This window comes from Arthrobacter sp. FW306-05-C (assembly GCF_021801725.1).
Lineage (GTDB): Bacteria > Actinomycetota > Actinomycetes > Actinomycetales > Micrococcaceae > Arthrobacter.
In genome coordinates this window covers 634,010-660,976 of record NZ_CP084556.1, presented here as the reverse complement: position 1 = coordinate 660,976, position 26,967 = coordinate 634,010, and the positions used below count along the sequence as shown (strand labels likewise).

Below are 26,967 nucleotides of genomic sequence, written 5' to 3'. Positions count from 1 at the left end.
AAGGTCACCTATACCGGTCTAGTTGCGGAGATTACAGGTGCTCCGATTTGGCATCAGGCCGCTGCTCGCGTAAAGTAATTCGAGGTTCGGGGAGAGCGGTTCTTCTCCCGGGACACGAAATGCGCCCATAGCTCAGCTGGATAGAGCGTCTGTCTACGGAACAGAAGGTCAGGGGTTCGAATCCCTTTGGGCGCACCAACAAGGTCCGCACCGGTTCGCCGGTGCGGACCTTTTTTGTACAGGCGGGCCAGCCATCACGGTTAGGCTTTGCACATGATGCCCGAGGCCGCTGAGCGCGAATTTGATGTTGTTGTTATCGGCGCAGGCGCCGTAGGGGAAAACGCGGCCGGCCGCGTCGTCGAGGGCGGGCTCACGGCCGTGCTCGTGGAAGCGGAACTGGTGGGCGGTGAATGCTCCTACTGGGCGTGCATGCCGTCAAAGGCCCTGCTTCGTCCCGGCACCGCCTTGCATGGAGCGCAGACCACCCCCGGCGCCAAGGAGGCGGTGACCCGGACCCTGGATGCGGCCGCCGTCCTGGAACGCAGGAACTATTTCACCTCCAACTGGCAGGATGACAGCCAGGCTTCCTGGGTGGAGGACACGGGCATCGAACTGGTGCGCGGCCATGGCTGGTTGACCGGCCCCAAAGCAGTGGAGGTGGCGGGCCTGGACGGGACCCAACACCGGCTGCGCGCGCGGCACGCCGTGGTCCTGGCTACCGGCTCCGCCCCGAACACTCCCCCTATCGAAGGCCTGCAGGACGTGCAGGTATGGGGAACACGGGAAGCGACGTCGGCGAGTGAGGTGCCGAATCGGCTGTTAGTACTGGGCGGCGGGGTGGCCGGAGTTGAACTCGCCCAGGCCTTCGCGCGGCTGGGCTCGAGTGTCACCCTGGTGGCCCGCAGCGGCTTGCTGGGCAACTTTCCAAAGGAGGCCGCTGAACTCGTTGCGGCGGGGCTGCGGGCGGACGGCGTCGAGCTCCGCCTGAATACTGCCACAGAGCGGATCAGCGGGAACGACAACGGCACTATCACCCTCACCCTGGGCGACGGATCCACGATCACCTCGGAGAAGGTGCTGGTTTCCACAGGAAGGCACCCGGCATTGGAGGGCCTCGGCCTGGAAAACATTGGCTTTGAGCCCGACGAATCCGGGCACCTGACCCTGACGGCGGACAGCTCCGGCCTGGTCCAGGGAACGCCGGGCGACGAACCCTGGCTCTACGCCGTGGGAGACGCGGCGGGCAAGAACCTCTTCACCCACCAAGGCAAGTACGAGGCACGGGCAACCGGCGCCGCCATCGCGGCCCGCGCCAAAGGCGAACTCAACGGCACCCCGGGCGAATGGACCCGGTACGCCCAGACCGCCAACCAGCACGCCGTGCCCAGCGTGGTCTTCACGGACCCCGAACTCGCCAGCGTCGGGCGCACCCTGCAGGCCGCCCACAAGGACGGCTACAACGCCTCCTCGGTAGAACTGCCCATCCAGGTGGCTGGGTCCTCGCTCCACTCCGAGAACTACGAAGGGTGGGCGCAGCTGGTGGTTGATGAAGACCGCAAGGTCCTGCTGGGCGCCACCTTCGCCGGCCCGGACGTTGCCGAACTGCTGCATGCGGCCACCATCGCCGTGGTGGGCGAGGTGCCGCTGGACCGCCTCTGGCATGCCGTGCCTTCTTACCCCACCATCAGCGAGGTGTGGCTGCGGCTCCTGGAGAAGTACGGGCTTTGAGTTCTATTTGAACTGACCAGTCAGTTCAGTTAGCCTTGATGCAGACTTCTTCTGCGAAAGGCAACGCCTTGCTCTCAGCACGCCAGCTCCATGCCAAAGGACGCCGGGACCCGCTGCTTCCGTCCACCTCCCTGAGCCTCCGCCGGGGCGAACTGCTGCTCGTCACCGGCGAGCGCCAGGCTCAGCGGACCGCCCTGGCCCTCCTGCTCAGCGGCCGGATGAAGGCCACAAGCGGAGACGTCAGCTGGGACGGCAGCCCGCGGACCAAGCAGCTGCGGGTGGCTTCGGCCCTGGTGGACTCCCCCGGGGTGAACGAACCCGAGGAACACCTCAGCGTCCGCGACCTGGTGACCGAGGACCTGGCCCTCATACCCCGGCGATACCGTGGGGCACTGCTCAGCGGACCATGGCTGAAGGTCAACCGGTTCGAGGACATCGCGGACCTCTGGACGGAGCAGCTGGAACCACGGCGGCGGCTTGAGCTGCTGACGGCTCTCGCCCTGGCCAACCCGCGCACCGACCTGCTGGTGGTCGACTCGCCGGACCGCCACAGTGCAGAGGGTCTCACGTGGCTGCCGCGCCTCCAGGAATTGGCGTACGACGCCGGGCGGCCGCTCGCCGTCGTAGCGGCAGTCAGTGCCGTACCCGGCTGGTGGGACGGCCCGGTTGCCGCGATCGGCAATGACGCGCCCGAGCCTGCCCCTGCCGGTTCCGCCGACAGTTCCGACCCGCGCGATGACATCCAGGCGAATGACGCCACGGCCCCCGCCGGCAAGCACGCCGCCGAAGCCGGGCAGGACCCGGAACCTACCAAAACCACACTCGAAACCGAGGTTGCCAAGTGACTGTCCTGCGGCTGGCCCGCTCCGAACTCAAGCGCATGACCGGCGGGCTGCTGCCCAAGCTGACCATCCTGGCGCTGACCATGGTCCCGCTGCTTTACGGTGCGGTCTACCTCTACGCGAACTGGGATCCCTACGGGCACCTCAACAACCTGGACGCTGCCCTGGTGGTGGAGGATTCCGGCGCCACCGCTGCAGACGGCACCCGGCTGGAGGCCGGCACCAAGGTGGCGGACAGCCTGATGGAAGGCAACGTGTTCCACTGGATTCCAGTGGACAGCTCCGCAGAGGCCGATGCGGGCGTCAGGAGCGGGCAGTACGCCTTTGCACTCCGGATTCCCAAGGACTTCTCGGCCAACCTGGTCTCCCCCGGCAGCTTCGACTCCGCCAGCCAGGCGATGCTGAACGTCACTACCAACGATGCGAACAACTACCTCCTGAGCACCATCGTGGACAAGCTGACCACGGCCGTGCACGCAACGGTGGCCAAAGAGGTGGGTGAGGAGACCGCCAACCAGCTGCTGACAGGTTTCGGCACTATCCACTCCAAGATGGTCCAGGCCGCGGACGGCGCTTCGCAGCTGGCCGACGGCGTGGCCACCCTGAGGGACGGAACCGTCACCCTCCACGAAGGGACCTCGGCCCTGAGCAGCGGCGCGGACCAGTTGTACGCCGGCCAGCTGAAACTGCGCGACGGCGCCAACCAGCTGACCGACGGCGCGGGGCAGCTCAGCAGCGGCCTGGCAGTCCTCAAGGACAAGACAGCCAGCCTGCCAGCGGACACGCAACGGCTCGCCTCCGGTGCAGCCCAGGTCGCGGCCGGAAACGCACAGCTCAACGCCAAGGTCCAGGATGTGGCAGCCCAGTTGGACGCCGCGGACCAGGGCCTCCGCTCACGCGTGGTGGAGTCCAACAGCAGGCTGGTGGCCTCCGGCATCCTGACCCAGGACCAGGCAAACAAAGTCCTGGCCGACTTCGACGCCGCAGCGGCTTCCAGCCCCGTGGCAACGGCCAGGAGCAAAATCCAGACCGACGCGGCCCAGGTCCAGCAACTCGCCGACGGTTCCCAGGCAGTCAGCGCGGGCGCAGCCCAGCTGGCGGCCGGAATGCCGGCCCTCAAGGATGCCATCGGACAGGCCTCGGCAGGGGCTGACCAGCTGCACGCCGGCGCCGCAGCGTTGGCAGCCGGCGAGCAGTCCGCCGTCGACGGCGCCGCAAGCCTTGCCGACGGAGCAAAGAAGGTGGACGCCGGCGCCGCCCAGGTTTCCGATGGTGCGGCCCAGGCAGCCACCGGCTCACGGACGCTGGCAGACGAGATCGGGAAGGGCGCCGGGCAGGTCCCCAACCCCGACGATGCCCAGAAGAACAACCTGTCCCGGGTGATGGCCGATCCCGTGGCGGTCAGCAACGTCTCGCAGGCGAAGGCAGGGTCCTACGGCGCCGGGCTGGCACCGTTCTTCCTTACGCTGGCCATGTGGATCGGAATCTTCATGCTGGTCCAGGCCATGCGGCCCATCACGCAGCGGGCGCTGGCCTCCAACGCGCCGAGCTGGAAGATCGCTTTGGGCGGCTGGCTGCCTTTCCTGCTGGTCTCGGTGGTGCAGGCCTCCCTCCTGACCCTGGTGGTGGATGTCGCACTGGGGCTGGACCCCGCCCACCCGGTGCTGATGTGGATGTTCATGCTGGCCGCCGCAATGGCATTCAGCGCGCTCATCCAAGGCGTGGTGGCCCTGCTCGGTTCACCTGGCAAACTGGTGGTGCTGATCCTGCTGGTGCTGCAGCTGGTGTCATCCGGCGGCACGTTCCCGTGGCAGACCACTCCGCAGCCGCTGCACGTTGTGCACCAGATTCTGCCCATGGGGTACGTGGTGACCGGCATGCGGCACCTGATCTACGGCGGCGACCTGTCCATGATCCTCCCCACCCTGGCAGGACTGGTGGGTTACACGCTGCTGGGCGCGGCCCTGTCCACGCTCGCGGTACGCAAGAACAAGTACTGGACGCTCAAGACGCTGAAACCGGAGATCGCAGTATGACCACGGAACCCACGGCCACTGAACCCACGGCCGCTGCCAAAAGCCTCCGCCCGGCCAGGACCAACGCCACCCGCCAAAAGCTCTTCGATGCCTCCATGGAACTGATCGGCGAGCGCGGGGCGGCCAGCGTCACGGTCGATGAGATCGCGGCAGCCGCGGGAGTTTCCAAGGGCACCGTGTACTACAACTTCGGCAGCAAGTCCGAGCTGATCGCGCAGCTCCTGCGGCACGGCGTGGACATTCTCAAGGCGAGGCTGCTCGAGGCCGCCGACGCCGAAGGGACGGGCAGTGACCCGCTGCTGGCCATGGAGGCGATGATCGGGCAGGCCATGGATTTCATGGCGGAGTACCCTTCCTTCGCCCGCCTTTGGGTCAGCGAGAACTGGCGGATCCCCAGCGAGTGGCAGGGTACCTTCTCGGTGCTGCGCGCCGAGCTCCTGGAGGTCATCGGCCAGGCCGTGGAGAAGGTGGCCAAGGCCTACCCGGTGGATGATTCGGTATCCCGGGGCAGCCTGGAGACCGCCATTTTCGGGGCCTGCTTCGTGGTGGGCCTGGACCGGCAGACGTACAACCCCGAGCGCACCCGTGACCAAAGTGTTGCAGCAATCATGGCCATCATGCGCGGCTACGTCCTGAAGGGGCTTGCTCCTCGGGGATGATGGAGCACATGCGCCATACGGGAAAGAGCGGAAAGTTTGCGGTGATCTGCGGCGTCGTCGCTGCGGGGCTGCTGGTGCTTACCGCGATGACCCTCGCCGAGCCGGTGTTCCTCGCCTTCCTGGGCGTCCTGGCGCTGGCCTACCTTGCCGCGCTGGCCGAAATCCTGGTCCGGCGGCGGCGCTTTGCCCTGCTGGCCGCCGGTGCGGCAACCGCCCTAGCCCTAGGCTTTTCCCTGGCGTTCCTCAGCACCTGGGAGTTGGCATTCGACGGCCAGTCGTCCTTCCTGGGCACCCCGCTGCCCACCCAGGACCCCGATAACTACTTCATCGGCGCTGCCGGCGCCCTTGTGGCCACCTTCGGAATCCTCTTCCTGGGTGCGCTGTGGCCGGGCAAACGGCGTACGGCGGCGCGCCGGCCTTCGCCCGCAGGACGCCAGACTTCCCCTGCAGCCCGTTCCGCCGCCAGGGGAACCGCGCAGGGCCAAGGCAGGTCAGCGGCGCAGCGTCCGCGTCCGCAGGCCGTCCCGCGAGACGCTGCTCCGCGGGCCGGCGCCCAGGCATCCCCGCCTCAGCGGCCCTCCGCTTCCCGGCCCCCGGCCGGAGGTCCGGCGGCAGCCAAGCGCCCGCCGTCGTCGGCATCTCCTGCGGCAAGGCCGGCACCCCGGTCCGGCAGCGGCTCCGCCTCACGCCGCTGACGCCGGCGCCCTCCACTGGTCAGTACCGCCGTCGCCACGCCACCCAACAGGAGCAGACCGCCCGCCAGTTCCGTTGGCGATGGCACCTCCGCGAGGACCAGCCAGGCAGCGCTCATTCCCACCACCGGGACCAGCAGGGTGAAGGGGACAACGGCCGACGACGGGTGGCTGGCAAGGAGCCGGTTCCAGATCCCGTAGCCCACCAGCGAGGCAAAAACCGCGGTATAGAGCGCGCTGAGGATGGTCGGTGCCTGGAGGGTGGCCAGTGACCGCCAGACGGCGTCCGGGCCGTCCAGCAGTACGGACAGCGCGCCGAGTGGGAGCGGAACCACGGCGCCGGACCAGACCACCAGCCCCAGGCCGGAGGCTGCCTTCGCCCTGCGGGCGATGACATTTCCGGCTGCCCATGACAAGGCCGCAGCCAGGACGATGACCAGCGGCAGCAGCGGGGCCACGGCGCTGCGCCCCACCGCCACGAGCCCCAGCCCGGCGACGCCGAGCACCACTCCGGCCAATTGCCGCCGGCTGGGACGTTCGCCCAGGAAGGCGGCAGCGAGGAGGACGGTCAGCAGCACCTGTGCCTGCAGGACCAGGGACGCAAGCCCTGCGGGCATCCCCAGCGCCATGGCCAGGTAGAGAAGGCCAAACTGGCCGGCGCTCATGAAGAGTCCGACGCCGATGATGGCCTTCCAGCTGACATCCGGCTTCCTGACGAAAAGGATCCACGGGAAGACCACCAGGACGAAGCGCATGGCCACGAACAGCAGGGGCGGGAACTCCTGTCCGCCCGCATGCAGCCCGACGTCGATAGCAACGAAATTAAGGCCCCACAGCAGGGCCACAAGGACGGCAAGGAGGGAGTCGCGCAGGTTCACGCTTCCACTGTCGCAGAGCAGCAGATGAAGCACCAGCGCTCATTTATGCACTTGATCATGTACTTTTGCTTCATGATTGACATCGGATCACTGCGGGCGCTGGCAGGAATCGAGCAGCATGGTTCCGTCATCGCCGCCGCCGAAGCCATGGGGTTCAGCCCCTCGGCCGTGTCCCAGCAGGTGAAAAAGCTGGAGAAGGAGGCGGGCTTCGCGGTCCTGGAGCGCCGCGGCCGCGGGGTCCTGCTCACGGAGCGCGGACTCGCGTTGGCGGCGTACGGCCGCCGCATCCTGGCCGAACTGGAAGAGCTGCAGTCCACGCTGTTGGCGGACCCGGCAAAGCCCAGCGGCAGCCTGAAGATCGTGTCATTCTCCACCGCCTGCCGCGGACTGGTGGGCCCCTTGCTGGCGCAGCTGGAGCAGTCCGGCGCGGCGTTGAGCGTTGCCGTCCTGGCGGAGGATCCGCGTGAGGCCGTGGCCCGGGTTGCGAACGGCGAAGCGGACCTGGGCCTGGTGCACAACTGGAACTCCGTGCCGCTGGTGATCCCGGAACACCTGGCGCTGGAATGGCTGTGCGAGGACGTCGCCGACCTCCTGGTGCACCGCAGCCACCCGCTGGCGCAGCGGGCGGAGGTTGAGCCGGCCGACCTGGTTGACGAGCGGTGGATCAGCACGCCGGGCGGGGCGATCTGCAACGAGGCCTTGCTCCGGATTTTCGCGGACCTGGGCCGGGTACCGGACGTTCGGGTCTACGACCCCGATTTCGCGACGCACGTTGCGTTGGTGGAACAGGGGGTAGCGGTTGCCCTCGTCCCGCGGCTGGGGCGGCCCGCGCTGCCTCCCGGCGTTGCGGCTGTTCCCGTGGTCAACCCGGTCCAGGCCCGCCAGGTGGGACTGGTCCACCGCAGGACCATGACGGCCAGCCCGGGAATTAGGCACGTCGCCGGGCTCCTCCGCGGGATTGCCGCCAACGTGCCCAGTGCCTAGCGAGCCCGAGCTGGTTGGGGCAGAACCTAGTGGGCCAGAACCTAGTGGGCGCGGGGAACCGTAAAGCGGGTGATCCGGGCGTCCTGCCCGTCCAGTTCCGCCCATGGCTTTTCCGTTTCCAGGACCGTCAGGGCATTGGTGGGAAAGCGGGTGGCGGCGTCCATGTAGGCGTCGTGGTCGGAGTCGCGTGAGGCGAGGTGCATCGCCAGGTCCTGGACGCCGGGCAGGTGCGCGATGAGCATCAGCGTGGTTACGGTATCCGGCACATGGTTGACCACAGTCAGCATCCGGAGGGCCGACGCCGCATACAGCCCGTCTTCAAGCTTGGGCGTAGGGGCCTTGTCGCCGAGTTCCGAGCAGACCCACGTACAGGTTTGCCGCGTCCGCAGGGCACTGGAGCACAGGATGAAGTCCGGGACGATATTGTGCTTGAGCAGCCACCGGCCGGCCAGCGGAGCTTCCCGGTGCCCACGTTCCTCGAGGGGCCGCTCATGGTCGGCCACCCCGCCGGGCCAGTCGGCCTTGGCGTGGCGCATGATCACAAGGCGTCGGACATGGTGCGAACTCATGGCCCAAGCCTAGCCCCAGCAAGAACAGGCACGGACAGGCAGCGCAGCGGAGACAGCACCACGCAAAGCACGTTTCAAGAGCAGGCAAAGAGCCAGGGCCCGAGACAACAGGGCATCGCCCCCGGCGAGAACGGGAACCCTGCCCACAGTGACGCGAGGCCTCAGCAGCCGCGGAGGCACAGTGCGTGGAGAGGGCCGAACGCGCAAAGGCGGCTTTCTGCGTAGTGCCGCATCGCCGACTGAGGAACGAAGGAGGTGTCTAAGGCACCGCAGAAAGCCGCTTTTCGCGTAAAGAGGGGCTAGATCGAGTACTCCGGAGCGGCCCAGACAACAACTTCCGGGTGCTCGTAGAACCGGTACCCCTGGCCGCGGACGGTGCGGACGGTGTTGGCGAGGCGGCCCAGCTTGGAGCGGAGGCGGCGGATGTGGACGTCGATGGTGCGCTCGTTTGGCACTTCTTCGGCGTTGCGCCACAGTCCTTCGAGGAGTTCGTCGCGGCCCACAGTGCGGGTGCCGTTTTCGACGAGGTAGTTGAGGAGCTCGAACTCCTTGAAGGTGAGGTTCAGGGATTCGCCGTCGAGGTGGACTTCGCGGCGGGCGAGGTCGATGAGGACGCCGGACGGGCGCGGTTCCTGCTGCTGGGCAGGACGGGGGGCCTCGGTGCGCTGGCGGGAGTTGACGGTGGGGTCGCCGAAGGTGGAGCGGACGACGTCGAGTGCGGAACCGGGGGTGCCGGCCGGGGCCACCGCTACAGCGGCGTAGCTTTCGGCGCCGGAGACGAGCGACTGGGCGTAGGCACGGATTTCCTGGGCGAGCTTGGCGATGGAGGTGCCGGCCGCGGCTGCGGTTTCCTCATCGATGCCCATGTAAAGGACGAATCCGCGGGCCACGTTCTCATTGGCTACCGGACGCACGGCGTTTGGTCCGGCCACTACCGGGGTAGGTGCCGTAACGGGAGCGGACTCAGCCGGATGTACGGCTCGGAGCTGGCCGTAGGAGTTGGGGTTGTATCCCTGCGGGGCGAAACCCTGGCCGGGGAAGCTGCTTCCGGAGGTGGAGGGAGCGAGCGCCTGTCGCGGGCCGAAACCGGGACGGAGGCCGGAGGGCTGGCCGGCCTTGGCGGCGTTACGGACAGAGATGTGGACGTATCCGGATGCAACTGACATGGAATGCTTACCTCAATGTGAAATGGCCGCCTTCGCGGCTCGAATGCTGACTTCCCCGTTTGCACTGAGCGGGGAGGGCGCCCGACGCTGGGCTTGGGGGCGAATGCCTAAGAACTTCGGTGGGTGGGAAGGTCAGGCGTGCATTCGACAACAGCGCATGTCGGCAGCAGCGGATGTGCTGGGCCAATATTCTGCGGCTGCAGGTGCTGTTGAGTTCTTGTTCACATTGGAAGTGTGCAGCGTAACAATGCCAACTTGCAAGTAACAATGGACTGAAGAGTCCGCATCGTGAGACAAATCGCGGAATTGTGGTGGATGTCACTAGTTCGGCAGGGGGCTTATATTTCGACTCTTATCCGGACAATTAGCCCTTATCGACGGCGCCACGGAATTTAATTCGCCTAAGAGCCGGCCTGCCGAATAGGTTCGAAATTCAACCGTTTGACGTGGAATCAGCCGACGGGGTCAGCTCGTGTCCAGCCGACGTCCTGCCTCCGGTGGATTTTTCTGCTGAAGTTCCTCCAGCCGGAGGCAGGATGAGCGCATCTTGGCCGCTGCCCGTTGTCCGGGCCTTAGTTGCTGCTGGTTCCCGGGCCGGAAGTTGCTGCAGTGCCCGCCGCTGCAACTTGGATGGTCTGCGCCGTGTAGGTGTCCGGGTTTTTCAGGGCCGTGACGCGGACAGTTGCGCCGGCGGTCACGTTGGAGAAGTTGAGCGTACTGCCGGTGGAGCCCCCACGCTGGCGCATACCCTGGGTCACCTGGACATCGGTGCCCACAGCGTAGGTCCGGGAGAAGCCGTCCTCGCTCTTTACGGTCAAGGAGTTTCCCGAGATCTCCGTGACGGTGCCGGCCTGGCCCGCCATGGTCACATAACTGGAGTCCTGCAGGACCACGTATTCAGAGTGGACGGCTGTATTGAGGCCTGCTCCGCCCATTCCCAGTCCACCGGGTCCGCCGTCCAGGCCCATGCCGCCGTCCATGTCGCGCCCGGTCATGCCTCCGTCCGTGCCGGTTTGGCTACCCGGGCCTGCCATGCCGCCTTGCCCGGTCATGCCGCCTTGCCCTCCGGAACCGAACTGGCCGTTGGCGCCGGCGCCCGGACCGTTGTTTACTGAAGCACCAGCGGTTCCGTTTCCGGCGGCGTAGGCGCCGGCACCGGCTGCTGCGGCAACCACCACCGCCACCCCGCCCACCAGCAACCCCTTCTTCGCTGTCCAGCTTCCTTTCCCGTTCCGCGGCGAAGCGTTTGGCCCGTACTGCTGTGGCGCGCCCCGTCCTGTGCCGGAGCCGGGCTCCTGGCCCACCGCCGGCGTCGTGCCCCATCCGGCGGAAGGCGAACCGGGAACGGGCGCACCCCAACCTTGTGCAGGCTGCGGCGAGATCGGCTCGTACGTGGTGTGGTCCTGAGCATCGTTGGCGCGGTCGGCCGGGGCGCCGGCCCACACGGGTGCCGGCTGCCCCTTCTGTGCTGATGCCCCGGGGACGGCTCGGTTGTCCTGCTGATCCATGGCTTTCTCCAGAAATCGAGTTTGGTGGTGATGCTTTTGTCCTGTTGTTGGATCAGGTTCTGCCGGTTTGCTGTGTGGAGGCTGTGCCACAGACCAAGCCTGCCTGTGACCTGGTAGGACGGGCAGGCCTGGGCAGCATGTGCTGGGGGCCCCGGCTGGCTAGTCTGGAACTCACAGCTGGAACACAGCAACGGCAAAGCATCGGCAAACCGTCAGATCGGAAGGTTGTCCCATGGCATCCCCGCACCCCATGACCAACAACCTCCCGCAGCTCACCCACCCCGATGGCTCCCCCATCCGCGCCCTGGTGGTGGATGATGAGCCCAGCCTGGCTGAACTCATGAGCATGGGGCTGCGCATGGCCGGCTGGTCGGTAGCCGTGGCCGGGGACGGGCCTACCGCCGTCAAGCTCGCAAAGGACTTCCATCCCGACGTCCTGGTGCTTGATGTCATGCTCCCCGGGTTCGACGGCGTGGAGCTGCTGGGCAGGATCCGCGCCTTTGCACCGGAGGTGCCTGCGCTCTTCCTGACGGCGAAGGACGCCGTCCAGGACCGCATCGTGGGACTGGCCGCCGGTGGGGACGACTACGTCACCAAGCCCTTCAGCATGGAGGAAGTGCTGCTGCGCCTGCACCGCCTGGTACAACGCTCCGGGGTGGCCGCCATGGACACCGCCGAACTGGTGGTAGGCGACCTTGTCCTCAATGTGGACACCCGGGAAGTCACCCGCGCCGGTGAGGACATACAACTGACGGCAACACAGTTCGAGCTGCTCCGCTACCTGATGGAGAACCCCAAGCGCGTGGTCAGCAAGGCCCAGATCCTGGACCATGTGTGGGACTACGACTTCGGCGGCCAGGCGAACATCGTTGAACTGTACATTTCCTACCTTCGCAAAAAGATTGAAGCCAACCATCCGCCGATGATCCACACCGTGCGCGGGGCGGGCTACGTCATCAAGCCCGCAGACTAGCCAAGGAAAAGCATGTCATCGCTTTCCGGCGTCCCCCGGCCTGCCGGCCGATCCTTGTTCAACCCGGCCACCTGGCACCTGCGCACCCGGCTGATCCTGCTGTCAATGGCGCTCCTGGTGGCAATCTCCAGCGCGATCGGCGTGGCCAGCTATGCCTCGATGGACGTGGTCCTCACCAACCAACTGGATGCGCAGCTGAAGCTGGCGTCCCGTGGCCGACCGCCCGAAGGCAACCCCTCCGGCCGCCCGGATCCGCTCGACGCACGCGGACAAAGTGTGGGAACGCTGAATGCCCGGGTGGTGAACGGGCAGATCAGCAGGGAGGCAGGCTTCCTTTCCACCGATTTCACCCGGACTTCCCTGACGCCGTCTGATGTTGCCACCCTGCAGGCACTCCCCCACGATGGCCTGCCGGTGGACCGCGAGCTGTCCAAGGGCGACTACAGGGTGCTGGCCACAGAAACCCCTTACGGCGATGTGGTGATCACGGGGCTGCCGCTGTCGATGAAGCAAAGCACCGAGGCGTCCCTGGTGCTGACCATGGTGCTGGTCTCGCTGGGCGGCCTTGTCCTTATCGGGCTTGCCGGCACGGCCCTGATCCGCAGGACCATGCGGCCGCTGGAACAGCTCTCCGACGTCGCAACCAAGGTGTCCAAGCTCCCCCTGGATGCCGGGGAGGTGGCGCTCGCAGTGCGCGTGCCACCCTCCGCAGCACACCCCACCACGGAGGTGGGCAGCGTGGGCCACGCCCTGAACCTGATGCTGGACAATGTCTCCAGCGCGCTGGAGGCCAGGCAACGCAGCGAGATGAAGGTGCGCCAGTTTGTTGCCGACGCCTCCCATGAACTTCGAACTCCACTGACCGCTATCCGGGGATACACGGAGCTGATGCGCATGACCGAACACCTCACCGAGGACGGGCAGAAGTCGCTGGGCCGCGTCCAGAGCCAGTCCGAGCGCATGACCGCCCTGGTGGAGGACCTGCTGCTGCTGGCCCGCCTGGACGAGGGCAAGGCAACCGAAACCACGGACGTGGACCTGACCCAGCTGGTCATCGAAACAGTCAGCGACGAAAAGGTCATGGCCCCGGACCACACCTGGCAGCTGAAGCTGCCCGACGAACCCGTCACCGTGCGCGGAGACACCACCCAGCTGCACCAGGTGCTGGCCAATCTGCTCTCCAACGCCCGGAAGCACACACCTGCGGGCACCACCGTGACCACGGGAGTGATGCGTTCCGCGGACGGAAGCGTGGTGGTCACGGTCACCGATGACGGCCCCGGCATCCCGGCCGAATTCCAAGGCAACATCTTTTCCCGCTTCACCCGGGCCGACACCGCCCGCTCCGGCTCGGAAGGGTCATCAGGGCTGGGCCTGTCCATTGTCGAATCCATCGTGGCCGCCCATGGCGGCACGGTGGAGCTGGCTTCCCGGCCCGGCAGGACCGAGTTCGCCGTGCGCCTCCCCGCCGCGGGGCCGGCCGCGCCCTAACCTGCCCGGGCAATGGCCGGTCACCGCGCGTTGACCAGAAAACCGGGGCGGCAGCACTTACACAGGCACATCACAGGTTGCGCCTAAAACCCACAAATCCGGCGGCGCCACTCTTGATTCATGACGCTCACCGACTCCACTTCAGGAACCCTGCAGGACGCCGCGGTGGCGCCGCCGGGCCTCCCTTCCGCTGGCTTCCCTTCTGCTGGCCTTCCTTCTGCTGGCCTTCCTTCCCGGGGGCGTGCCGTGCGCCGCGCCCCCGTGGACACCCGCACCGCGGTTCCCGTCCTCGATGTCACCATCCCCGTCTTCAACGAGGAACGCGATCTTGAGGAATGCCTCCGAAGGCTCCACGGACACCTGCAAGACACCTTCCCGCACAGCTTCCGGATCACGGTGGCGGACAACGCCAGCACGGATGGGACACTGAAGATCGCCGAACGGCTGGCCCGGGAGTTCCCCGAGGTCGCGGTGGTCCACCTCGACGAGAAGGGCCGGGGGAATGCCCTGCGCAAGGTGTGGCTGGCGTCGCCGTCGCCGGTCCTGGCCTACATGGACGTGGACCTGTCCACCGACCTTGCAGCCCTGCCCCCGCTGCTGGCGCCCCTGATCTCGGGCCACTCGGACCTGGCCATCGGCACACGCCTCACCCGCAATTCCCGCGTGGTCCGCGGCCCCAAGCGCGAATTCATCTCGCGCAGCTACAACCTGATGCTCCACTCCTTCATGGGTGCGCGGTTCAGCGACGCCCAGTGCGGCTTCAAAGCCATCCGCGCCGATGTCGCCCAGCAGATCCTTCCCTACACGGTGGACACTTCCTGGTTCTTCGACACGGAGCTCCTTGTCCTTGCCGAGCGCTGCGGCCTGCGGGTCCATGAAGTTCCCGTGGACTGGACCGACGACCCGGACTCAAGTGTGGACGTGGTCCGGACGGCGCTGGCGGACGTCCGGGGCATGGCCCGGCTCACCCGCGACCTGGTCTACGGCCGCATCCCCGTACCGGAACTGCGCGCTGCCCTGGCGCGGGGTCCGCTGCCGGCGTCATCACGGGCGGACGAGCAGACCCCGGGCAGCAGCCTCTTCGGCCAGCTGGTCCGGTTCGCCGCCATCGGGGCCGCCTCAACCCTGGCCTACCTGCTGATCTTCCTGTTCTGCCGCGGCTTCGTGGACCCGCAGCTGGCAAACTTCCTGGCGCTGCTGATCACCGCGGTGGCCAACACCGGAGCCAACAGGCGCTTCACGTTCGGCATCCAGGGCGGCAACCCGGTCCGGCACCACTTCGAGGGGCTGATTGTTTTCGGCATCGGCCTGCTGCTCACCTCCGGAGCACTCGCCCTGGTGCACAGGACGACGACATCGGACCGGTGGGCGGAAGTCCTCACCGTAGTGGCGGCGAACCTTGCGGCCACCGCAGTCCGATTCCTGCTGTTCCGGCTATGGGTCTTCCGGGACAAGGCACCACGGACGACGGCAGCTCCCGGCGCCAACGACGCAAGTTCCGAACCCCGTACCGACGCCACAGACGCCACAGACGAAAACGCTACGGCCACCACTTCAACAGAAACGGCAGCTTCATGACCTCCACCATCTCCCCGGCAGGCGCCGACTCCACCGGGAGCGCGCAACTCACAGGTCCCCTGCACCCGGACCACCAGCACCCATCCGCCGGCACCACTGCACGCCCCACGGAAGGACCCGCTGGAACTGCCGGAACCGTAGCCCGCAACCCAATGCCGCGCTGGGCCGGCTACGCCTTCGGCAACCAGGCACGCTGGGTGCGGCCCTCAGCGGCGGGGCTCCTGGTGGCCACCGCGGTCCTGTACCTGTGGAACGTGGCAGCAACCGACTACGGCAACTCCTTCTACGCCGCGGCCATCCAGGCGGGCACCAAGGACTGGACCGCCTTCCTCTTCGGCTCGCTCGATGCCGGCAATGCCATCACCGTCGACAAGCCGCCCGCGGCGCTCTGGATCCCCGCACTCGCGGGCCGAATCTTCGGCTTTTCGCCGCTGAGCATGCTGGTGCCGGAGGCACTCATGGGCGTGGCCGCCGTCGGGTTCCTCTATCTGGCCGTCAAACGGGTATCGGGACCGGCGGCAGGCCTGTTGGCCGGCGGTGCGCTGGCCCTGACGCCGGTGGCGGCACTTATGTTCAAGTTCAACAACCCGGATGCCATGCTCACGCTGTGCCTGGTGCTCGCCGCATATTTCACCACCCGCGCCATTGAACGGGCCGGCTGGAAGTGGTTGGCGGCGGCCGGTGCCGTGATCGGGCTGGCATTCCTCACCAAGATGCTCCAGGGTTTCCTGATCGTCCCGGCACTCGGACTGGCCTACCTGTGGGCGGCCCCCGCCTCGGTCGGGCGCCGCATTGCCCATCTGCTGGGCGCATTGGGCGGAATCGTTGTCGTGGCAGGCAGCTACGTTGCCCTCTTCCAGCTGACTCCCGCTTCGGAGCGCCCGTACATGGCCGGATCCACCACCAACAGCTTCCTGGAACTGACCTTCGGCTACAACGGCCTGGCCAGAATCACCGGTTCGGGCGAAGGCATGCCCGGCGGCGCCGCCGGGGGTGCTGCAGGCGGGCCCGGAGGCAGCTTCGGCGGCGGCAACGCTGGATTCGGCGGGGCTGCCGGCCTGTTACGGATGTTCGGGACGAGCTTTGGCGGTGAAGTCTCATGGCTTTTGCCCGCTGCCCTGATCCTGCTGGTGGCGGGCCTGTGGTTCACCCGGCGTGAAGCCCGCACTTCCCCAAGCCGGGCCGCCCTGATTCTGTGGGGCGGCTGGCTCTTGGTCACCGGAGGCGTCTTCAGCTTCATGAGCGGCATCGTCCACCCCTATTACTCGGTAGCACTGGCGCCGGCCATCGCGGCACTGGTGGGCATCGGAGCGGTGGAACTCTGGCGCGGCCGAACCTACTGGCCTGCCCGCATTGTCCTTGCGGTGGCCGTCCTGGGCACCTCGATTTGGTCCTCTGTCCTCCTGGGCCGGGACGCATCCTGGCTCCCTTGGCTGCGCGTGGCGGTCATCATCCTCGGTGTCCTTGCCGCCGCGGCAATCCTGCTCCGCCTTGACGCCGTGCGCACCTCCGGACGGTTCCGGCGTGCGGGGGCGGCCGCCGTCGTCGTCGTATCCCTCTTGGCCGGCGGGCTTGGTGCCGGTGCCTGGACCCTGGCCACCGCTGCCTCCGCACACTCAGGCTCCATTCCGACGTCGGGACCCGCAGGCTCAGCGGGCGCTTTCGGCAACCGGGCCGCGGGCTTCCGCGGCGACCGGACCGACGGCAGGAACTCCGCCACGGACTCGGCCACCGGAACCGACGGCCTTGACCCAATGAACGGCCTCGGCGGCACCCCCGGAGCCGGTACCGGCGCACCTGACGGCGGCCCGGGCGGTGCAGGTGGCCCCGGTGGTGCAGGCGGCGCCGGCGGTCCCGGCGAAGGAACCGCCGATGCCGCGGTGACTGCCCTGTTGAAGGCCACCAGCACAAAGTGGTCTGCGATCGTTTCCGGCGCCACCCAGGCAGCCAGCCTGGAACTGGCCACGGACACCAACGTCATTGCCCTCGGAGGCTGGAACGGCGGTGATCCCTACCCCACCCTGGCCGAGTTCCAGGACATGGTGGCCAAGGGCCAGATCGGCTACTTCATCCAAAGCGGAGGCATGGGCGGTGGCGGCATGGGCGGCCGCGGCGGCAACTCCGAAGTGGCCGCCTGGGTCCAGGCCAACTTCCAGGCCCAGACCGTAGGCAACTCAACCGTCTACCAGCTCACCAAGTAGGACACGATGGCCAGCCAGCAAAGCATGCCTGTAACCACCGCAGCCCGCCCCCGGAGGAATCCACTGGGGCGGGAGCGATTCACCCTCCGGGGCCGGCCGGGCACGCGGGACCATGCGGCCTTCCGCGGAGACCGTGCGGCCTTCCACCGGAGGCTGGAACTGGCAGCTGTACTGGCTGGCACGGCCGTGCTGTACCTGTGGAACCTCGGTGCGTCGGGCTGGGCCAACGCGTTCTATTCCGCCGCAGCCCAGGCCGGATCGCAGGACTGGGCAGCCTGGTTCTTCGGCTCCTCCGATGCCGCGAATGCCATCACCGTGGACAAGCCGCCGGCCTCCCTGTGGATCATGGGGCTGTCGGTCCGGATCTTTGGCCTGAGCTCGTGGAGCATCCTGGTTCCCCAGGCTCTGATGGGGGTCGGCTCGGCGTGGCTGGTCTATCTGGCCGTGCGGCGGGCCGCAACGCCGGCCACCGGTGATGTCGGGCTTGCGCACCGGGCAGGGCTGCTGGCAGCGGCGGTCCTTGCCCTCACCCCGGTTGCCACCCTGATGTTCCGGTTCAACAACCCGGACGCCCTGCTGGTGCTGCTAATGACAGCAGCCGCGTACGGGTTCCTCCGCGCGGTCCAGGAGGACCGGCCTCGGTGGCTCCTGCTGGCCGGGGTATTCCTGGGCTTTGGGTTTCTCGCCAAGCAGCTTCAGGTCCTGCTGGTGGTTCCCGGGTTCGCCATCGCATACATGGTGGCAGCTCCGGGCGGCACGCGGCGGCGGTTGATCCGTCTGGCAGCCGCGGGAGCAGCGATGGTGGTTTCTGCCGGCTGGTGGCTGCTGGCCGTCGAGCTGACGCCGGCGAACATGCGGCCCTACATTGGCGGGTCGCAGAACAACTCCATCCTGGAGCTGACGTTGGGCTACAACGGCCTGGGCAGGCTCACGGGCGACGAAACGGGCAGTGTGGGCGGCGGCAACGGCTGGGGCGTTCCGGGCCTGTTCCGGATGTTCAACAGCGAGTTCGGCGGCCAGATCGCATGGCTGCTGCCGTCCGCACTCATCCTTGCGGCGGGGCTGCTGTGGGTGGGGCGGCGGGCTCCGCGAACAGATGTTGTCCGCGCTTCCGTCATCATCTGGGGCTCGTGGATCCTGGTAGCGGGCCTGGTGTTCAGCTTCATGGCCGGCATCATCCACCCCTACTACGCGGTGGCACTGGCACCGGGAATCGCCGGAATGGCAGGCCTGGGCAGCGTTCTCCTGTGGCAGCGCCGCAGGCAAGCGGCTGCCCGCATCTTCCTCGCTTCAGCAGTGGCCGTGGCATCGCTTACGGCCTTCTACCTGCTGGGAACCACGTCCGCCTACGGCCCTTGGCTGCGCTGGCTGGTGCTCGGCGGAAGTTTGGCAGCCGCAGCAGGCATTGGGCTGGGCAAGTTCCTGCGCTTGGCTTCCATGCAGCGGACGACGGCGGCCCTCGCCATCGCTGCGTCGCTCGCCGGTCCGCTGGACTACTCCGTCACCACCGCGGCTACGGCACACAGCGGGGCGATCGTCAGTGCGGGGCCAGCCTCGGGCTTAGGCGCCGGCGGCCGCGGACCGGGAGGCTTCAGTTCGACCGGCCGGAGCCCTTCGGGCCGCGGTACCGGACAGGGCGTCACGGGCCAGGGTCCCACGGGGCAGGGCTTCCAGCAGCAGGGTTCCCAGCAGCAGGCCGCCCCGGCCGGAACAAACCCTGGCGGCGCTAACTTCGGGGGCAGGCCCGGCGGCGGACTCGGTGGCCTCCTCGGCGCACCTACTCCATCAGCGGATCTTGTGGCCGCGCTCAAAGACGGTGCAACCAATTACACCTGGGCAGCAGCGGTAGTGGGCTCCAACAATGCCGCCGGGTACCAGCTCGCCACGGAACTGCCGGTGATGGCCGTGGGCGGCTTCAACGGCACCGACCCCTCCCCCACCCTGGCGCAGTTCCAAGACCTCGTCGCGCAGGGAAAAATCCACTACTTCATTGCCGGCGGGGCCATGCCGTCCAGCTCCGGTTCGGATGCCGCCGGCCGGATCGCCGAGTGGGTTTCGCAGAACTTCAGTGCGCAGAGCATCGGCGGCGCCACTATCTACCTCCTGGCACGGTAACAACACGGTCTGGTGTCCTGAACGTAACGATTGAACCGCAGGCCAGAAGCAAACCGGCGCGCTGAAGGCCGTGACTTCCGTTACCTAAATGTGACTTTGCTTCGCTTTTCCTGTACCGTCGATTGGGTGCGGCTCCCGTTCGGGCCGCATATCCCGGGTTGACGCCAAGCTCTGCCGCTTCCCCGGATTCCGATTGAGCAACGGCAGAGGCGGGGGACCCACCGTCCCGGGCGATGAACGCCCTTGGGGTTAAGCACGCACGTGATCTTTCCGTGCGGCCGGATGCCCTCATCCGAACCCGACAGCTAACTCCGCAGGTGTGAGAGGCGATCAATCATGTCCAAAAACACGGCAGAAGCATGCCTGCATGCCAAGGGTAAACATCTGGCACAGCAGGGACCGGCCAAGAAACCAGCAAAGAAGACCAGCCTGGGCGTGCGTGCCGGGATCCTTGCGGCATCCTGCGCGGTGCTCGTGGGGGTAGGCGCGGCAGGCCAGGCAACCAGCAGCATGACCCCGGTGTCATCCACCGAATCAAACTCTTCCACGGCAGCGGCCGATGCCCAAATGAGCATCGAGAAGAGCGAAATCCGCTCCAACCCGGCAGCGTCCGTTCCGGCGGCAATCAGCGTAGCCCCCCAGGCAGCGGAACCAGCCCCCGCGCCTGCACCGGCGGCCCCCGCAGCGGAAGCCCCGGCACCCGCCCCGGCTCCGGCACCCGCTCCTGCACCTGCGCCGGCACCCGTCGTCGCGGTGAATGATCCCGCCGGCGCCCAGGCGTATGCTGCCGGCCAGCTGGCAACCTTTGGCTGGGGACCTGACCAGATGCAGTGCCTGCAGACGCTGTGGACCAAGGAGTCCGACTGGACCACCACGGCCACGAATCCCAGCAGCGGCGCCTACGGCATCGTCCAGTCCCTGCCTGCAGAGAAGATGGCCAGCGCCGGCGCTGACTACCTGACCAACTACCGCACGCAGATCAACTGGGGCCTGGATTACATCAAGAAGAGCTACCAGTCTCCGTGCGGTGCGCTGAACTTCCACCTGGCGCACAACTGGTACTAGGCACCTCTCCCTGGCATAGCGCCGCAAAGGGAAACCTTCAGCTGAACCTCCCGGCTCCAAGGACAGCCGACGGCGTGTCCCGCCACCCGCCGTCGTACGCCTTGGCCACGGGGTAACGCCGGGGATTCCAGCGACAGACCGCGGGCCGCATCATCACGATGCGGCCCGCGGTCTGTTTTAAGCGTTGCTGGGCGTACTGCCGGCCTGAGCTGCATCCTGCCCGGCATTCCGCCAAGGGATGTACTGGACGGCCCACTTATTGCCGTCCGGGTCGGCGAAGTAAACGAAGTGGCCCCAAGGCAGCACTTCGATGTCACTGACGTCCACACCATTGTTCTTCAGGTGGTCATGCGCCTTTTGGATGTCGTCGACCACCATCTGGAGGGTGGTTCCCGTGCCGGGAGGGGCGTCCAAAAGCCCCTCGCCCATGCAGATGGAGCAGGCAGAGCCGAGCGGCGTCAGCTGTACGAAGCGCACGTGGTCCGACGGCCGCTCGTCGTAGTCCGCGTTGAAGCCCACCTTGTTGACATAGAAGTCCTTGGCGCGGTCAACGTCGGATACAGGGACAAAGACAAGTTCGAGTTTCCAGTCCATCCGCACAGGCTAGCGGCGGCACACCGATTGAAAAAGGGTAAAAACTACCCTGCGATGCCGTAGAGCCGGTCGCCGGCGTCGCCCAGGCCGGGAACGATGTAGGACTTCTCGTTGAGCTTCTCGTCGATGGAGGCCAGGACGATGTGCACGTTCGCGCCCGAGAGTTCCTCTTCCAGCCGTGCCAGGCCTTCAGGGGCAGCCAGCAGGCAGATGCAGGTGACGTCGGAAGCGCCCCGCTTGAACAGGAACTTGATGGCCTCACGCAGGGTGCCGCCGGTGGCCAGCATGGGGTCCAGCACGAAGACCTGGCGGCCCGTCAGGTCCTCCGGAAGGCGCTCGGCATAGGTGATGATGTCCAGCGTTTCCTCGTCCCGGGCCATACCCAGGAAGCCCACCTCGGCCGTGGGGACCAGCTTGGTCATGCCCTCCAGCATTCCCAGGCCGGCACGCAGAATGGGAACCACCAGCGGTGTGGGCTTGGTGAATGCCGTGCCGATGGTGGTGCTGACTGGCGTCTGGATGGTGACGGGCTCCGTGCGGACCTCCCGCGTGGCTTCGTAAGCCAGCAGGGTCACCAGCTCTTCCGTCAGCTGGCGGAATACCGGCGACGGCGTGTTCTTGTCCCGCAGGACGGTGAGCTTGTGGGCGACCAGGGGGTGGTCAACAACGAGAGTGCGCATCCCCCAAAACTATCATCCGGCGGTGTCCTTGCCTCGGCTGCCGGACGCGCCCTGCTTGCCGGCATCGCCGCCGTCGTGCACGGATTCGAGGACGACGTCCCGCACCACGGGACGATCGAACGTGGGGGCCGGACCCGCATGCTGCTTGCGCCTCAACAGGTGGAACAACCGATGCGCCAGGATCACGATGGCCACCCAGGCCAGCCCCAGCGTCCAGCCGGCCATGACGTCGGTCAACCAGTGGTGGCCCAGGAATACCCTGCTCAGCCCCATGGCAATGATGAAAATCACGCCGGCCGTGATTGCCGTGACCCTGACCCAGAGTTGGTGGAACTGCAGGCAAAGAACGTACAGGAGGACACTGATGACCACGGTGGTGTTGAGGGTATGGCCGCTGGGGAACGACGGCGAATCCTCGTAAGGCGGGACTGCATCGGCGTGGTCCGGCCGGGTCCTGCCCACAAGTTTCTTGCCGAACGTGGTGGCGAGGATGGAGACGGTTGCCGCACCGCCCACCAGGAGGAGTGGGCGCCAGGTCCGGCTCAGGAACGTCAGCCACGCGGTAAGGATGCTGGCGAGGATGGGCATACCGATGCCGCCGCCGATGTTGGTGAAGCCGGTGGCAAAAGCATCAAGGCCCGGGTTTCGCAGCGACTCAGCGTACTGGAGGGCCGGAACATCGAGGTTCGCGAGCCCGTCCTTGCCCACCACGTCGTCATAAACCTCGGCGCCGGCAAGAGCCATGATGACAACCACCGTCCCACCGATGATCAGGGTCAGCCAGAGGGCGGCGTAGGGCTTGAACCATCTGTCCATCCGCTCGTGGACTCTGCTCATCATGCCTCCCAGGAAAAGTACGCAAGCTTAGTATCTCTCGAAACTATCATTGAGCCATGCCGTTGCCCGAAAAGAAACACAACGCCTGGATGGGCCTTGCCTTGACTGAGGCCCGGCGGGCCCTCACCACGGAGGACGTGCCCATCGGCGCCGTGGTGATTGGGCCCGACGGCGATGTGCTGGGTTCCGGCCGAAACCAACGGGAGGCGCTGGGCGACCCCACAGCCCATGCCGAAGTGGTGGCCATCAGGGAGGCGGCCGGACGGCTACAGGAACGGGCACGGCTCCACGGCGGCAACGACGACGGCTGGCGGCTGTCCGACTGCACCCTGGTGGTCACCTTGGAACCGTGCGCCATGTGTGCCGGCGCCATCGTGCTGGCGCGGATTCCCCGGGTGGTGTTCGGAGCGTGGGACGAGAAGGCCGGGGCCGCCGGGTCGGTGTTCGATATCCTCCGCGAACGCCGCCTCAACCATTGGGTCGAGGTGTACCCCGGGGTCCGCGAGGAAGAGTCCGCACAGCTGCTGCGGGCGTTTTTCGCCGGGCACCGGAGCAACAGCCTCTAACCCCGTTGGTTCAGTCGGGGCCCGCTTCAGTCCTGGCCCGGACTTTCAGTCTCCAAGCGGTTCCCGCCGCGCCGCGCCCGACAGCAGGGCCAGCATCCCCTGGGCGGTACTGCTCCAGTCCGGCAGCCTGGTCCGCGCTTTCAGCGCTGCTGCCCGCCAGCCTTCCCGGGTTTGTTCGTCCGTCAGCCAGCGACGCAGGACCTCCGCCAAGCGACCCGGACTCTCACTTGCCCCGGCCGGAAGTGGCAGCGCTGCCCCCGGAAGGCGCGGCCCGCCGTCGTCCGCTCTTATCCCGGCGATGCCAAGCGCTTCCACTGCCCCCGTCCCCTCGCGGACAAGTACCGGGATTCCGTGCGCAAGGGACTCGGTGACCGCCATTCCGAACGCTTCGATCCGGGAAACGAGCAGGGTCAGGTCGGTGCGCGCCCATTCGGCTTCGAGGTCCCTACCCGTGAGCTCACCCTCCAGCCGCACCCGTTCCTGCAGCCCGTTGGCAGTGATGGCAGCCTGGACCTCCCGCGCGTAGTCCGGGTCGGCCTGGTCGGACCCCACGAACGACGCAGTCCATTCGAGGTCCTTGAGCCGGGCCAGCGCCTCGACTGTCAGCACCTGGTCTTTGTTGGGCAGCAGGGCTGCGACGACCGCCAGGTGCGGAGGCGTGGAACCGTCAGCCTGGGGTGCGGGGTCCACTCCGGGCAGGACCACTTGGGCCTGGCGGAGTCCCCGGGTGGTAAGCACGGACGCCGCAGAAGCGCTGCTGCAGACCACTCCGGTTGCTGCACGCAGGGCCCTGACTTCGCGTTCGAGCGCTGCGGATCCCGAACTTTCCGGAACGGGCATATGTACCAGGACCCATGTTTCCCGCCCCGCCTTTGCCGCGAATTCCAGTTCGTCCGGGGCACCAACGGCCACCAGCCCGTCTACGATGACCACGGCATTCCCCGGAGCCTTGTCAGATTCCCACGCCCCGAGCAGGGTGCCCAGACGGCGTCGTTCCTTGGCGCCGGCATCCGGCCAGCTGCCATCGACGCTGATGACGTCCACCTCGGCACCGAGCGCTTGCAGGCCGGCAACCAGATGTGCGTTGTAGACGTTTCCGCCTGAGCTGTGGCGTATGTTGCCGGGGACCAGCAGCCGGATGGGGCGCACGGCTACGCGGTGAGGTCCAGGGAATAAGAGGCCCAGGCGTCCGGATTCTCGCGCAGGGTGACGTCAATTGCCGCCAGTTCCCGGCCGTCGTCGCTGTCCTTGATTTGGGCGGCAACCTGCTGGGTGATGTATTCGGCGAGCGCCTCCGTGGTGGTGAGCTTGCCTTCGAAGTCCGGGTGCTCGTCCAGGTTTTGGTAGTTCAGCCCGGCCAGCACGTCCTCGATGATGGTGCCGGCGGCACCGATGTCCAGGACGATCGCGTCGGCGTTAAGCGCGCGACGGCGGAAGGTCACCTCCGCAACGAAGGTTGCCCCGTGCAGGCCCTGTGCGGGGCCGAACACTTCACGGGGAAGGCTGTGGGCGATCATGAAGTGGCGGCGGACGGTCAGGCTGAACATGGGGTACCTCAAGTTTCCGTTGTTGTCAGTGGCTGGACTGGGGGCGGAGCTGCTTCCGGGGTACTCGACGACGTGGCACAGGGCTTGCAGGGTGCCATCCGCCAGGTTCTGAACCGCGTCTGGCAGGTCCTCGAAGCGGCATGATCCGGTCAGGAACGCGTCGAAGACGGGATCCTTGAGCAGCGATACGGCGAGGTCAAGCCGGTCCGCGTTGGTGCGGCGGTGACGGCGGGCACGTGCCACCATGCCCACCTGGCTGGCACGGATAGATAGGCGCCTCGCGTGGAAATCCTCCCCCAGCGGTACGGTGACCTCCCGGTTGGCGTACCAGGACATTTCGATGACGTCGCCTTCATCGCCGGCGAGCTGGAGGCTGCGTTCCAGGCCCTCCTGGGAGGCCGAGCAGTGGAAAACGATGTCGCAGTCGGCCAGGGCGTCATCCGGCTGCGCGAAGTCCACACCCAGCGTGTCCGCGAGCTGCCTCCTGCCCGGATCAAGGTCCACGAGCTGCAGGCGCTGCAGTGGGAAGGTGCGCAGCAGCGTAGCCACCATGCCGCCCACCAGGCCGGCGCCGACGACCGCGACCCGGTCCCCCAGGCGCGGCCCGGCTTCCCACAGGGCATTGACAGCTGTTTCGACTGTGCCGGTGAGGACCGCCCTGCGCGAGGGGACCTCGTCAGGGATCCGGGTTAGGGATTCCACGGGAACCACGTAGCGGTCCTGGTGCGGGTTCAGGCAGAAGACGCGCTGGCCCTTCCACCCCTCGGGCCCCTCCTCCACGACTCCGACGGAGAGGTAGCCGAACTTCACCGGGCCGGGGAACTCGCCCTCCTGGTGCGGGGCGCGCATTTCCTCTGCGACCCGCGGCGGAACGGCCCCTGCGTGAACCACCATTTCCGTGCCCTTGCTGATGCCCGAGTAAAGGGCACGGACCAGTGCTTCACCCGGTCCGGGGGCGGCCACTTCTTCCGCCCTGAGTTCGCCGTGCTCTTTGGCAGTGGTCCAGTATGCGGTTGCGTGGATGGGAGTTTCTGAATTCGTCATCTTGCTGATGAATCTATCCGGACCCGTGGCGAGGGGGAAAGTCCGACGGCGGATGTCGGGTTTCGTTGCGGCTTGCCGGGACACGTCGGACAGCATCCCGGGCGGTGAAAGGCATGGCTTCGTGGCGGGGCTTAGTGACGCAGTTTCATTTCAGGGTGACCAATCCGCGGGCAAGCCAACGGTGATTTTCCCCGGCACCAGGCAGACAGCTAGGGAGAGGCCGCAGCTAGGTGTATTGACCTGAGAGGTTGATGACGCGGCTGGCCGGTGTCTTACCGTTGAGTGAGGTGTGGCCTCGATGATGATTGTAATGATGGAGCCAGTCGGCGAAAGCGGCAACACGCTCGGCCTCGGAGGCGTAGGGACGGGCGTAGGCCCATTCGTCGAGCATGGTGCGGTTGTAGCGCTCGACTTTGCCGTTTGTCTGAGGCCTGTAGGGGCGGGTGCGTTTGTGCTTGATGTCCGGGCCCAGAGCGTCTTTGAATGCGTAGGAGCGGTAGCAGGATCCGTTATCGGTCAGGACCCGTTTGACAGTGATCCCGTGGGACTCGAAGTAGGCATTGGCGCGTTCCCAGAATCCGGCCGCAGTGTCCTTTTTCTCATCGGTCAGGATCTCCGTGTAGGCGAGCCTGGAGTGATCATCGACGGCGTTGTGCAAGAAGGCGTGACCCGGTCTCCGGTTCGCCGCGGTACCGGTCTTGTTCCGGTTTCCGGCGGCCCTGCCGACACTGCGGTGTCCGCCGCCGTCAGGGATCCGTCCAAGTTTCTTGATGTCGACGTGGACCAGGTCCCCGGGGCTGTGGTGCTCGTACCGGCGAATCACCCGGCCCGTGGCCCGGTCCATCCACGCCAGCCTCGCCAGCCCAAACCGGGACAGCACCCGGTGCACCGTGGAGGGGTGAATGCCCAGCAGATAGCCGATCCGTGCCGGGCCCCAGCGCCGGTTGACTCTGATCGCGACGATCCGCCGCTCCCGCCGCGTGGAGGTCCGACGCGGGGAGTTGATGGGCCGGCTGGAACGATCACCCGTCCCGTGCTCCCCGTGCTCCCGGTAACGGGCCGCCCACCGCGCTGCGGTCGTCACCGACACCTGGAACCGCTCAGCAGCACGGCGCAGCGGCCACCCGTCATCGACGATGCACCGGGCCAGCCGGAGCCGTCCCTTCGGCGTCAGAAGCGCGTTAGCATGGGACATTGAAGACCTCCTTGTGGAT

The 26,967-nt window shown here is 66.9% G+C and carries 22 protein-coding genes, 1 tRNA gene, 1 pseudogene and 1 riboswitch; of the genes and pseudogenes, 13 read left to right on the top strand and 11 right to left on the bottom strand.

All coding sequences use genetic code 11. From position 1 onward, the window contains the following. The first annotated feature begins 121 nt into the window (after positions 1-121). From LFT44_RS03205 to LFT44_RS03185, 5 genes are all read left to right on the top strand, one after another. Positions 122-198 (top strand) — tRNA-Arg (locus LFT44_RS03205). Between the two features lie 75 nt (positions 199-273). Beyond that, positions 274-1,728 carry a dihydrolipoyl dehydrogenase family protein gene (locus LFT44_RS03200; RefSeq protein WP_236801055.1) on the top strand — a complete coding sequence of 485 codons (1,455 nt, stop codon included), beginning with the start codon at positions 274-276 and terminating at the stop codon, positions 1,726-1,728. Between the two features lie 68 nt (positions 1,729-1,796). Then, complete coding sequence (locus LFT44_RS03195) at positions 1,797-2,573, top strand: ABC transporter ATP-binding protein (protein ID WP_236802782.1); 777 nt, start codon at positions 1,797-1,799, stop codon at positions 2,571-2,573. Next, a complete protein-coding gene (locus tag LFT44_RS03190; RefSeq protein WP_236801054.1) occupies positions 2,570-4,606 on the top strand; it encodes a YhgE/Pip family protein in 2,037 nt (678 codons plus the stop codon). The genes LFT44_RS03195 and LFT44_RS03190 overlap by 4 nt, the downstream gene beginning before the upstream one ends. Continuing rightward, a complete protein-coding gene (locus LFT44_RS03185) occupies positions 4,603-5,265 on the top strand; it encodes a TetR/AcrR family transcriptional regulator (RefSeq protein WP_236801053.1) in 663 nt (220 codons plus the stop codon). The genes LFT44_RS03190 and LFT44_RS03185 overlap by 4 nt, the downstream gene beginning before the upstream one ends. A 568-nt stretch (positions 5,266-5,833) precedes the next feature. On the opposite strand, the gene LFT44_RS03180 is transcribed toward LFT44_RS03185, so the two are convergent. Next, positions 5,834-6,835: an EamA family transporter gene (locus LFT44_RS03180; protein ID WP_236801052.1), complete on the bottom strand. Its 1,002-nt coding sequence runs from the start codon at positions 6,833-6,835 to the stop codon at positions 5,834-5,836. 72 nt (positions 6,836-6,907) lie between these two features. On the opposite strand from LFT44_RS03180, the gene LFT44_RS03175 reads away from it, so the two are divergent. Continuing rightward, positions 6,908-7,819 carry a LysR family transcriptional regulator gene (locus LFT44_RS03175; protein ID WP_236801051.1) on the top strand — a complete coding sequence of 304 codons (912 nt, stop codon included), beginning with the start codon at positions 6,908-6,910 and terminating at the stop codon, positions 7,817-7,819. Between the two features lie 41 nt (positions 7,820-7,860). On the opposite strand, the gene LFT44_RS03170 is transcribed toward LFT44_RS03175, so the two are convergent. From LFT44_RS03170 to LFT44_RS03160, 3 genes are all read right to left on the bottom strand, one after another. Next, positions 7,861-8,388, bottom strand: a complete 528-nt coding sequence (locus LFT44_RS03170; protein WP_236801049.1) for a SixA phosphatase family protein — start codon at positions 8,386-8,388, stop codon at positions 7,861-7,863. A gap of 299 nt (positions 8,389-8,687) precedes the next feature. Continuing rightward, entirely contained in the window at positions 8,688-9,554 is an 867-nt protein-coding gene (locus LFT44_RS03165; protein ID WP_236801047.1) for a winged helix-turn-helix domain-containing protein, read from the bottom strand. 572 nt (positions 9,555-10,126) lie between these two features. Further along, positions 10,127-11,062 carry a hypothetical protein gene (locus tag LFT44_RS03160; protein WP_236801046.1) on the bottom strand — a complete coding sequence of 312 codons (936 nt, stop codon included), beginning with the start codon at positions 11,060-11,062 and terminating at the stop codon, positions 10,127-10,129. 232 nt (positions 11,063-11,294) lie between these two features. Between LFT44_RS03160 and LFT44_RS03155 the strand changes: the two genes are divergently transcribed. The 6 genes from LFT44_RS03155 (at position 11,295) to LFT44_RS03130 (ending at position 20,485) form a co-directional block, all read left to right on the top strand. Further along, positions 11,295-12,035 carry a response regulator transcription factor gene (locus LFT44_RS03155; protein WP_236801045.1) on the top strand — a complete coding sequence of 247 codons (741 nt, stop codon included), beginning with the start codon at positions 11,295-11,297 and terminating at the stop codon, positions 12,033-12,035. A gap of 12 nt (positions 12,036-12,047) precedes the next feature. Then, complete coding sequence (locus LFT44_RS03150) at positions 12,048-13,526, top strand: sensor histidine kinase (protein ID WP_236801044.1); 1,479 nt, start codon at positions 12,048-12,050, stop codon at positions 13,524-13,526. A 120-nt stretch (positions 13,527-13,646) separates the two neighbouring features. Beyond that, the gene (locus LFT44_RS03145) at positions 13,647-15,104 is read left to right on the top strand and encodes a bifunctional glycosyltransferase family 2/GtrA family protein (RefSeq protein WP_236801043.1); all 1,458 of its coding nucleotides are present in this window, start codon (positions 13,647-13,649) and stop codon (positions 15,102-15,104) included. Next, positions 15,101-17,305: an ArnT family glycosyltransferase gene (locus LFT44_RS03140; protein ID WP_236801042.1), complete on the top strand. Its 2,205-nt coding sequence runs from the start codon at positions 15,101-15,103 to the stop codon at positions 17,303-17,305. Before LFT44_RS03145 ends, LFT44_RS03140 begins: the two co-directional genes overlap by 4 nt. Before the next feature lie 24 nt (positions 17,306-17,329). Beyond that, a complete protein-coding gene (locus LFT44_RS03135; protein WP_236801041.1) occupies positions 17,330-19,420 on the top strand; it encodes an ArnT family glycosyltransferase in 2,091 nt (696 codons plus the stop codon). 170 nt (positions 19,421-19,590) lie between these two features. Continuing rightward, positions 19,591-19,751: riboswitch (cyclic di-AMP (ydaO/yuaA leader) on the top strand. 5 nt (positions 19,752-19,756) lie between these two features. Further along, on the top strand, positions 19,757-20,485 hold the full coding sequence (locus LFT44_RS03130; protein ID WP_236801039.1) for a hypothetical protein: 729 nt from the start codon (positions 19,757-19,759) through the stop codon (positions 20,483-20,485). Positions 20,486-20,662: 177 nt separating this feature from the next. Here LFT44_RS03130 and LFT44_RS03125 read toward each other — a convergent pair whose 3' ends face one another. From LFT44_RS03125 to LFT44_RS03115, 3 genes are read right to left on the bottom strand one after another with little or no spacing between them, the layout of a single operon-like run. Then, positions 20,663-21,079: a glyoxalase superfamily protein gene (locus LFT44_RS03125; RefSeq protein ID WP_236801036.1), complete on the bottom strand. Its 417-nt coding sequence runs from the start codon at positions 21,077-21,079 to the stop codon at positions 20,663-20,665. Between the two features lie 44 nt (positions 21,080-21,123). Further along, the gene (gene upp / locus LFT44_RS03120; protein ID WP_142030188.1) at positions 21,124-21,759 is read right to left on the bottom strand and encodes a uracil phosphoribosyltransferase; all 636 of its coding nucleotides are present in this window, start codon (positions 21,757-21,759) and stop codon (positions 21,124-21,126) included. Between the two features lie 12 nt (positions 21,760-21,771). Next, complete coding sequence (locus LFT44_RS03115) at positions 21,772-22,596, bottom strand: phosphatase PAP2 family protein (RefSeq protein ID WP_236802781.1); 825 nt, start codon at positions 22,594-22,596, stop codon at positions 21,772-21,774. Between the two features lie 56 nt (positions 22,597-22,652). Between LFT44_RS03115 and LFT44_RS03110 the strand changes: the two genes are divergently transcribed. Further along, positions 22,653-23,162: a nucleoside deaminase gene (locus tag LFT44_RS03110; RefSeq protein ID WP_236801035.1), complete on the top strand. Its 510-nt coding sequence runs from the start codon at positions 22,653-22,655 to the stop codon at positions 23,160-23,162. A gap of 45 nt (positions 23,163-23,207) precedes the next feature. Here the strand turns inward: LFT44_RS03110 and LFT44_RS03105 are convergent, their stop codons facing one another. The 4 genes and pseudogenes from LFT44_RS03105 to LFT44_RS03090 all read right to left on the bottom strand — a co-directional run bounded on the left by LFT44_RS03105 (position 23,208) and on the right by LFT44_RS03090 (position 26,948). After that, entirely contained in the window at positions 23,208-24,311 is a 1,104-nt protein-coding gene (locus tag LFT44_RS03105; protein WP_236801034.1) for a glycosyltransferase family 4 protein, read from the bottom strand. Between the two features lie 2 nt (positions 24,312-24,313). Beyond that, positions 24,314-24,709 (bottom strand): 6-pyruvoyl trahydropterin synthase family protein, encoded by a 396-nt coding sequence (locus LFT44_RS03100; RefSeq protein WP_236802780.1) that lies wholly within the window; start codon positions 24,707-24,709, stop codon positions 24,314-24,316. 42 nt (positions 24,710-24,751) lie between these two features. After that, positions 24,752-25,753: pseudogene (locus LFT44_RS03095) on the bottom strand (zinc-dependent alcohol dehydrogenase); the annotation flags it as partial. A 226-nt stretch (positions 25,754-25,979) separates the two neighbouring features. After that, entirely contained in the window at positions 25,980-26,948 is a 969-nt protein-coding gene (locus tag LFT44_RS03090; protein WP_236801033.1) for an IS481 family transposase, read from the bottom strand. Positions 26,949-26,967: the final 19 nt, after the last annotated feature.

Coding starts and splice junctions, on each gene's coding strand:
- LFT44_RS03155 (WP_236801045.1), top strand. CDS start 11,295: ATGGCATCCCCGCACCCCATGACCAACAACCTCCCGCAGCTCACCCAC.
- LFT44_RS03175 (WP_236801051.1), top strand. CDS start 6,908: ATGATTGACATCGGATCACTGCGGGCGCTGGCAGGAATCGAGCAGCAT.
- LFT44_RS03200 (WP_236801055.1), top strand. CDS start 274: ATGATGCCCGAGGCCGCTGAGCGCGAATTTGATGTTGTTGTTATCGGC.
- LFT44_RS03130 (WP_236801039.1), top strand. CDS start 19,757: ATGTCCAAAAACACGGCAGAAGCATGCCTGCATGCCAAGGGTAAACAT.
- LFT44_RS03160 (WP_236801046.1), bottom strand. CDS start 11,062: ATGGATCAGCAGGACAACCGAGCCGTCCCCGGGGCATCAGCACAGAAG.
- LFT44_RS03150 (WP_236801044.1), top strand. CDS start 12,048: ATGTCATCGCTTTCCGGCGTCCCCCGGCCTGCCGGCCGATCCTTGTTC.
- LFT44_RS03165 (WP_236801047.1), bottom strand. CDS start 9,554: ATGTCAGTTGCATCCGGATACGTCCACATCTCTGTCCGTAACGCCGCC.
- LFT44_RS03145 (WP_236801043.1), top strand. CDS start 13,647: ATGACGCTCACCGACTCCACTTCAGGAACCCTGCAGGACGCCGCGGTG.
- LFT44_RS03115 (WP_236802781.1), bottom strand. CDS start 22,596: ATGAGCAGAGTCCACGAGCGGATGGACAGATGGTTCAAGCCCTACGCC.
- LFT44_RS03170 (WP_236801049.1), bottom strand. CDS start 8,388: ATGAGTTCGCACCATGTCCGACGCCTTGTGATCATGCGCCACGCCAAG.
- LFT44_RS03110 (WP_236801035.1), top strand. CDS start 22,653: ATGCCGTTGCCCGAAAAGAAACACAACGCCTGGATGGGCCTTGCCTTG.
- LFT44_RS03185 (WP_236801053.1), top strand. CDS start 4,603: ATGACCACGGAACCCACGGCCACTGAACCCACGGCCGCTGCCAAAAGC.
- upp (WP_142030188.1), bottom strand. CDS start 21,759: ATGCGCACTCTCGTTGTTGACCACCCCCTGGTCGCCCACAAGCTCACC.
- LFT44_RS03100 (WP_236802780.1), bottom strand. CDS start 24,709: ATGTTCAGCCTGACCGTCCGCCGCCACTTCATGATCGCCCACAGCCTT.
- LFT44_RS03090 (WP_236801033.1), bottom strand. CDS start 26,948: ATGTCCCATGCTAACGCGCTTCTGACGCCGAAGGGACGGCTCCGGCTG.
- LFT44_RS03125 (WP_236801036.1), bottom strand. CDS start 21,079: ATGGACTGGAAACTCGAACTTGTCTTTGTCCCTGTATCCGACGTTGAC.
- LFT44_RS03135 (WP_236801041.1), top strand. CDS start 17,330: ATGCCTGTAACCACCGCAGCCCGCCCCCGGAGGAATCCACTGGGGCGG.
- LFT44_RS03140 (WP_236801042.1), top strand. CDS start 15,101: ATGACCTCCACCATCTCCCCGGCAGGCGCCGACTCCACCGGGAGCGCG.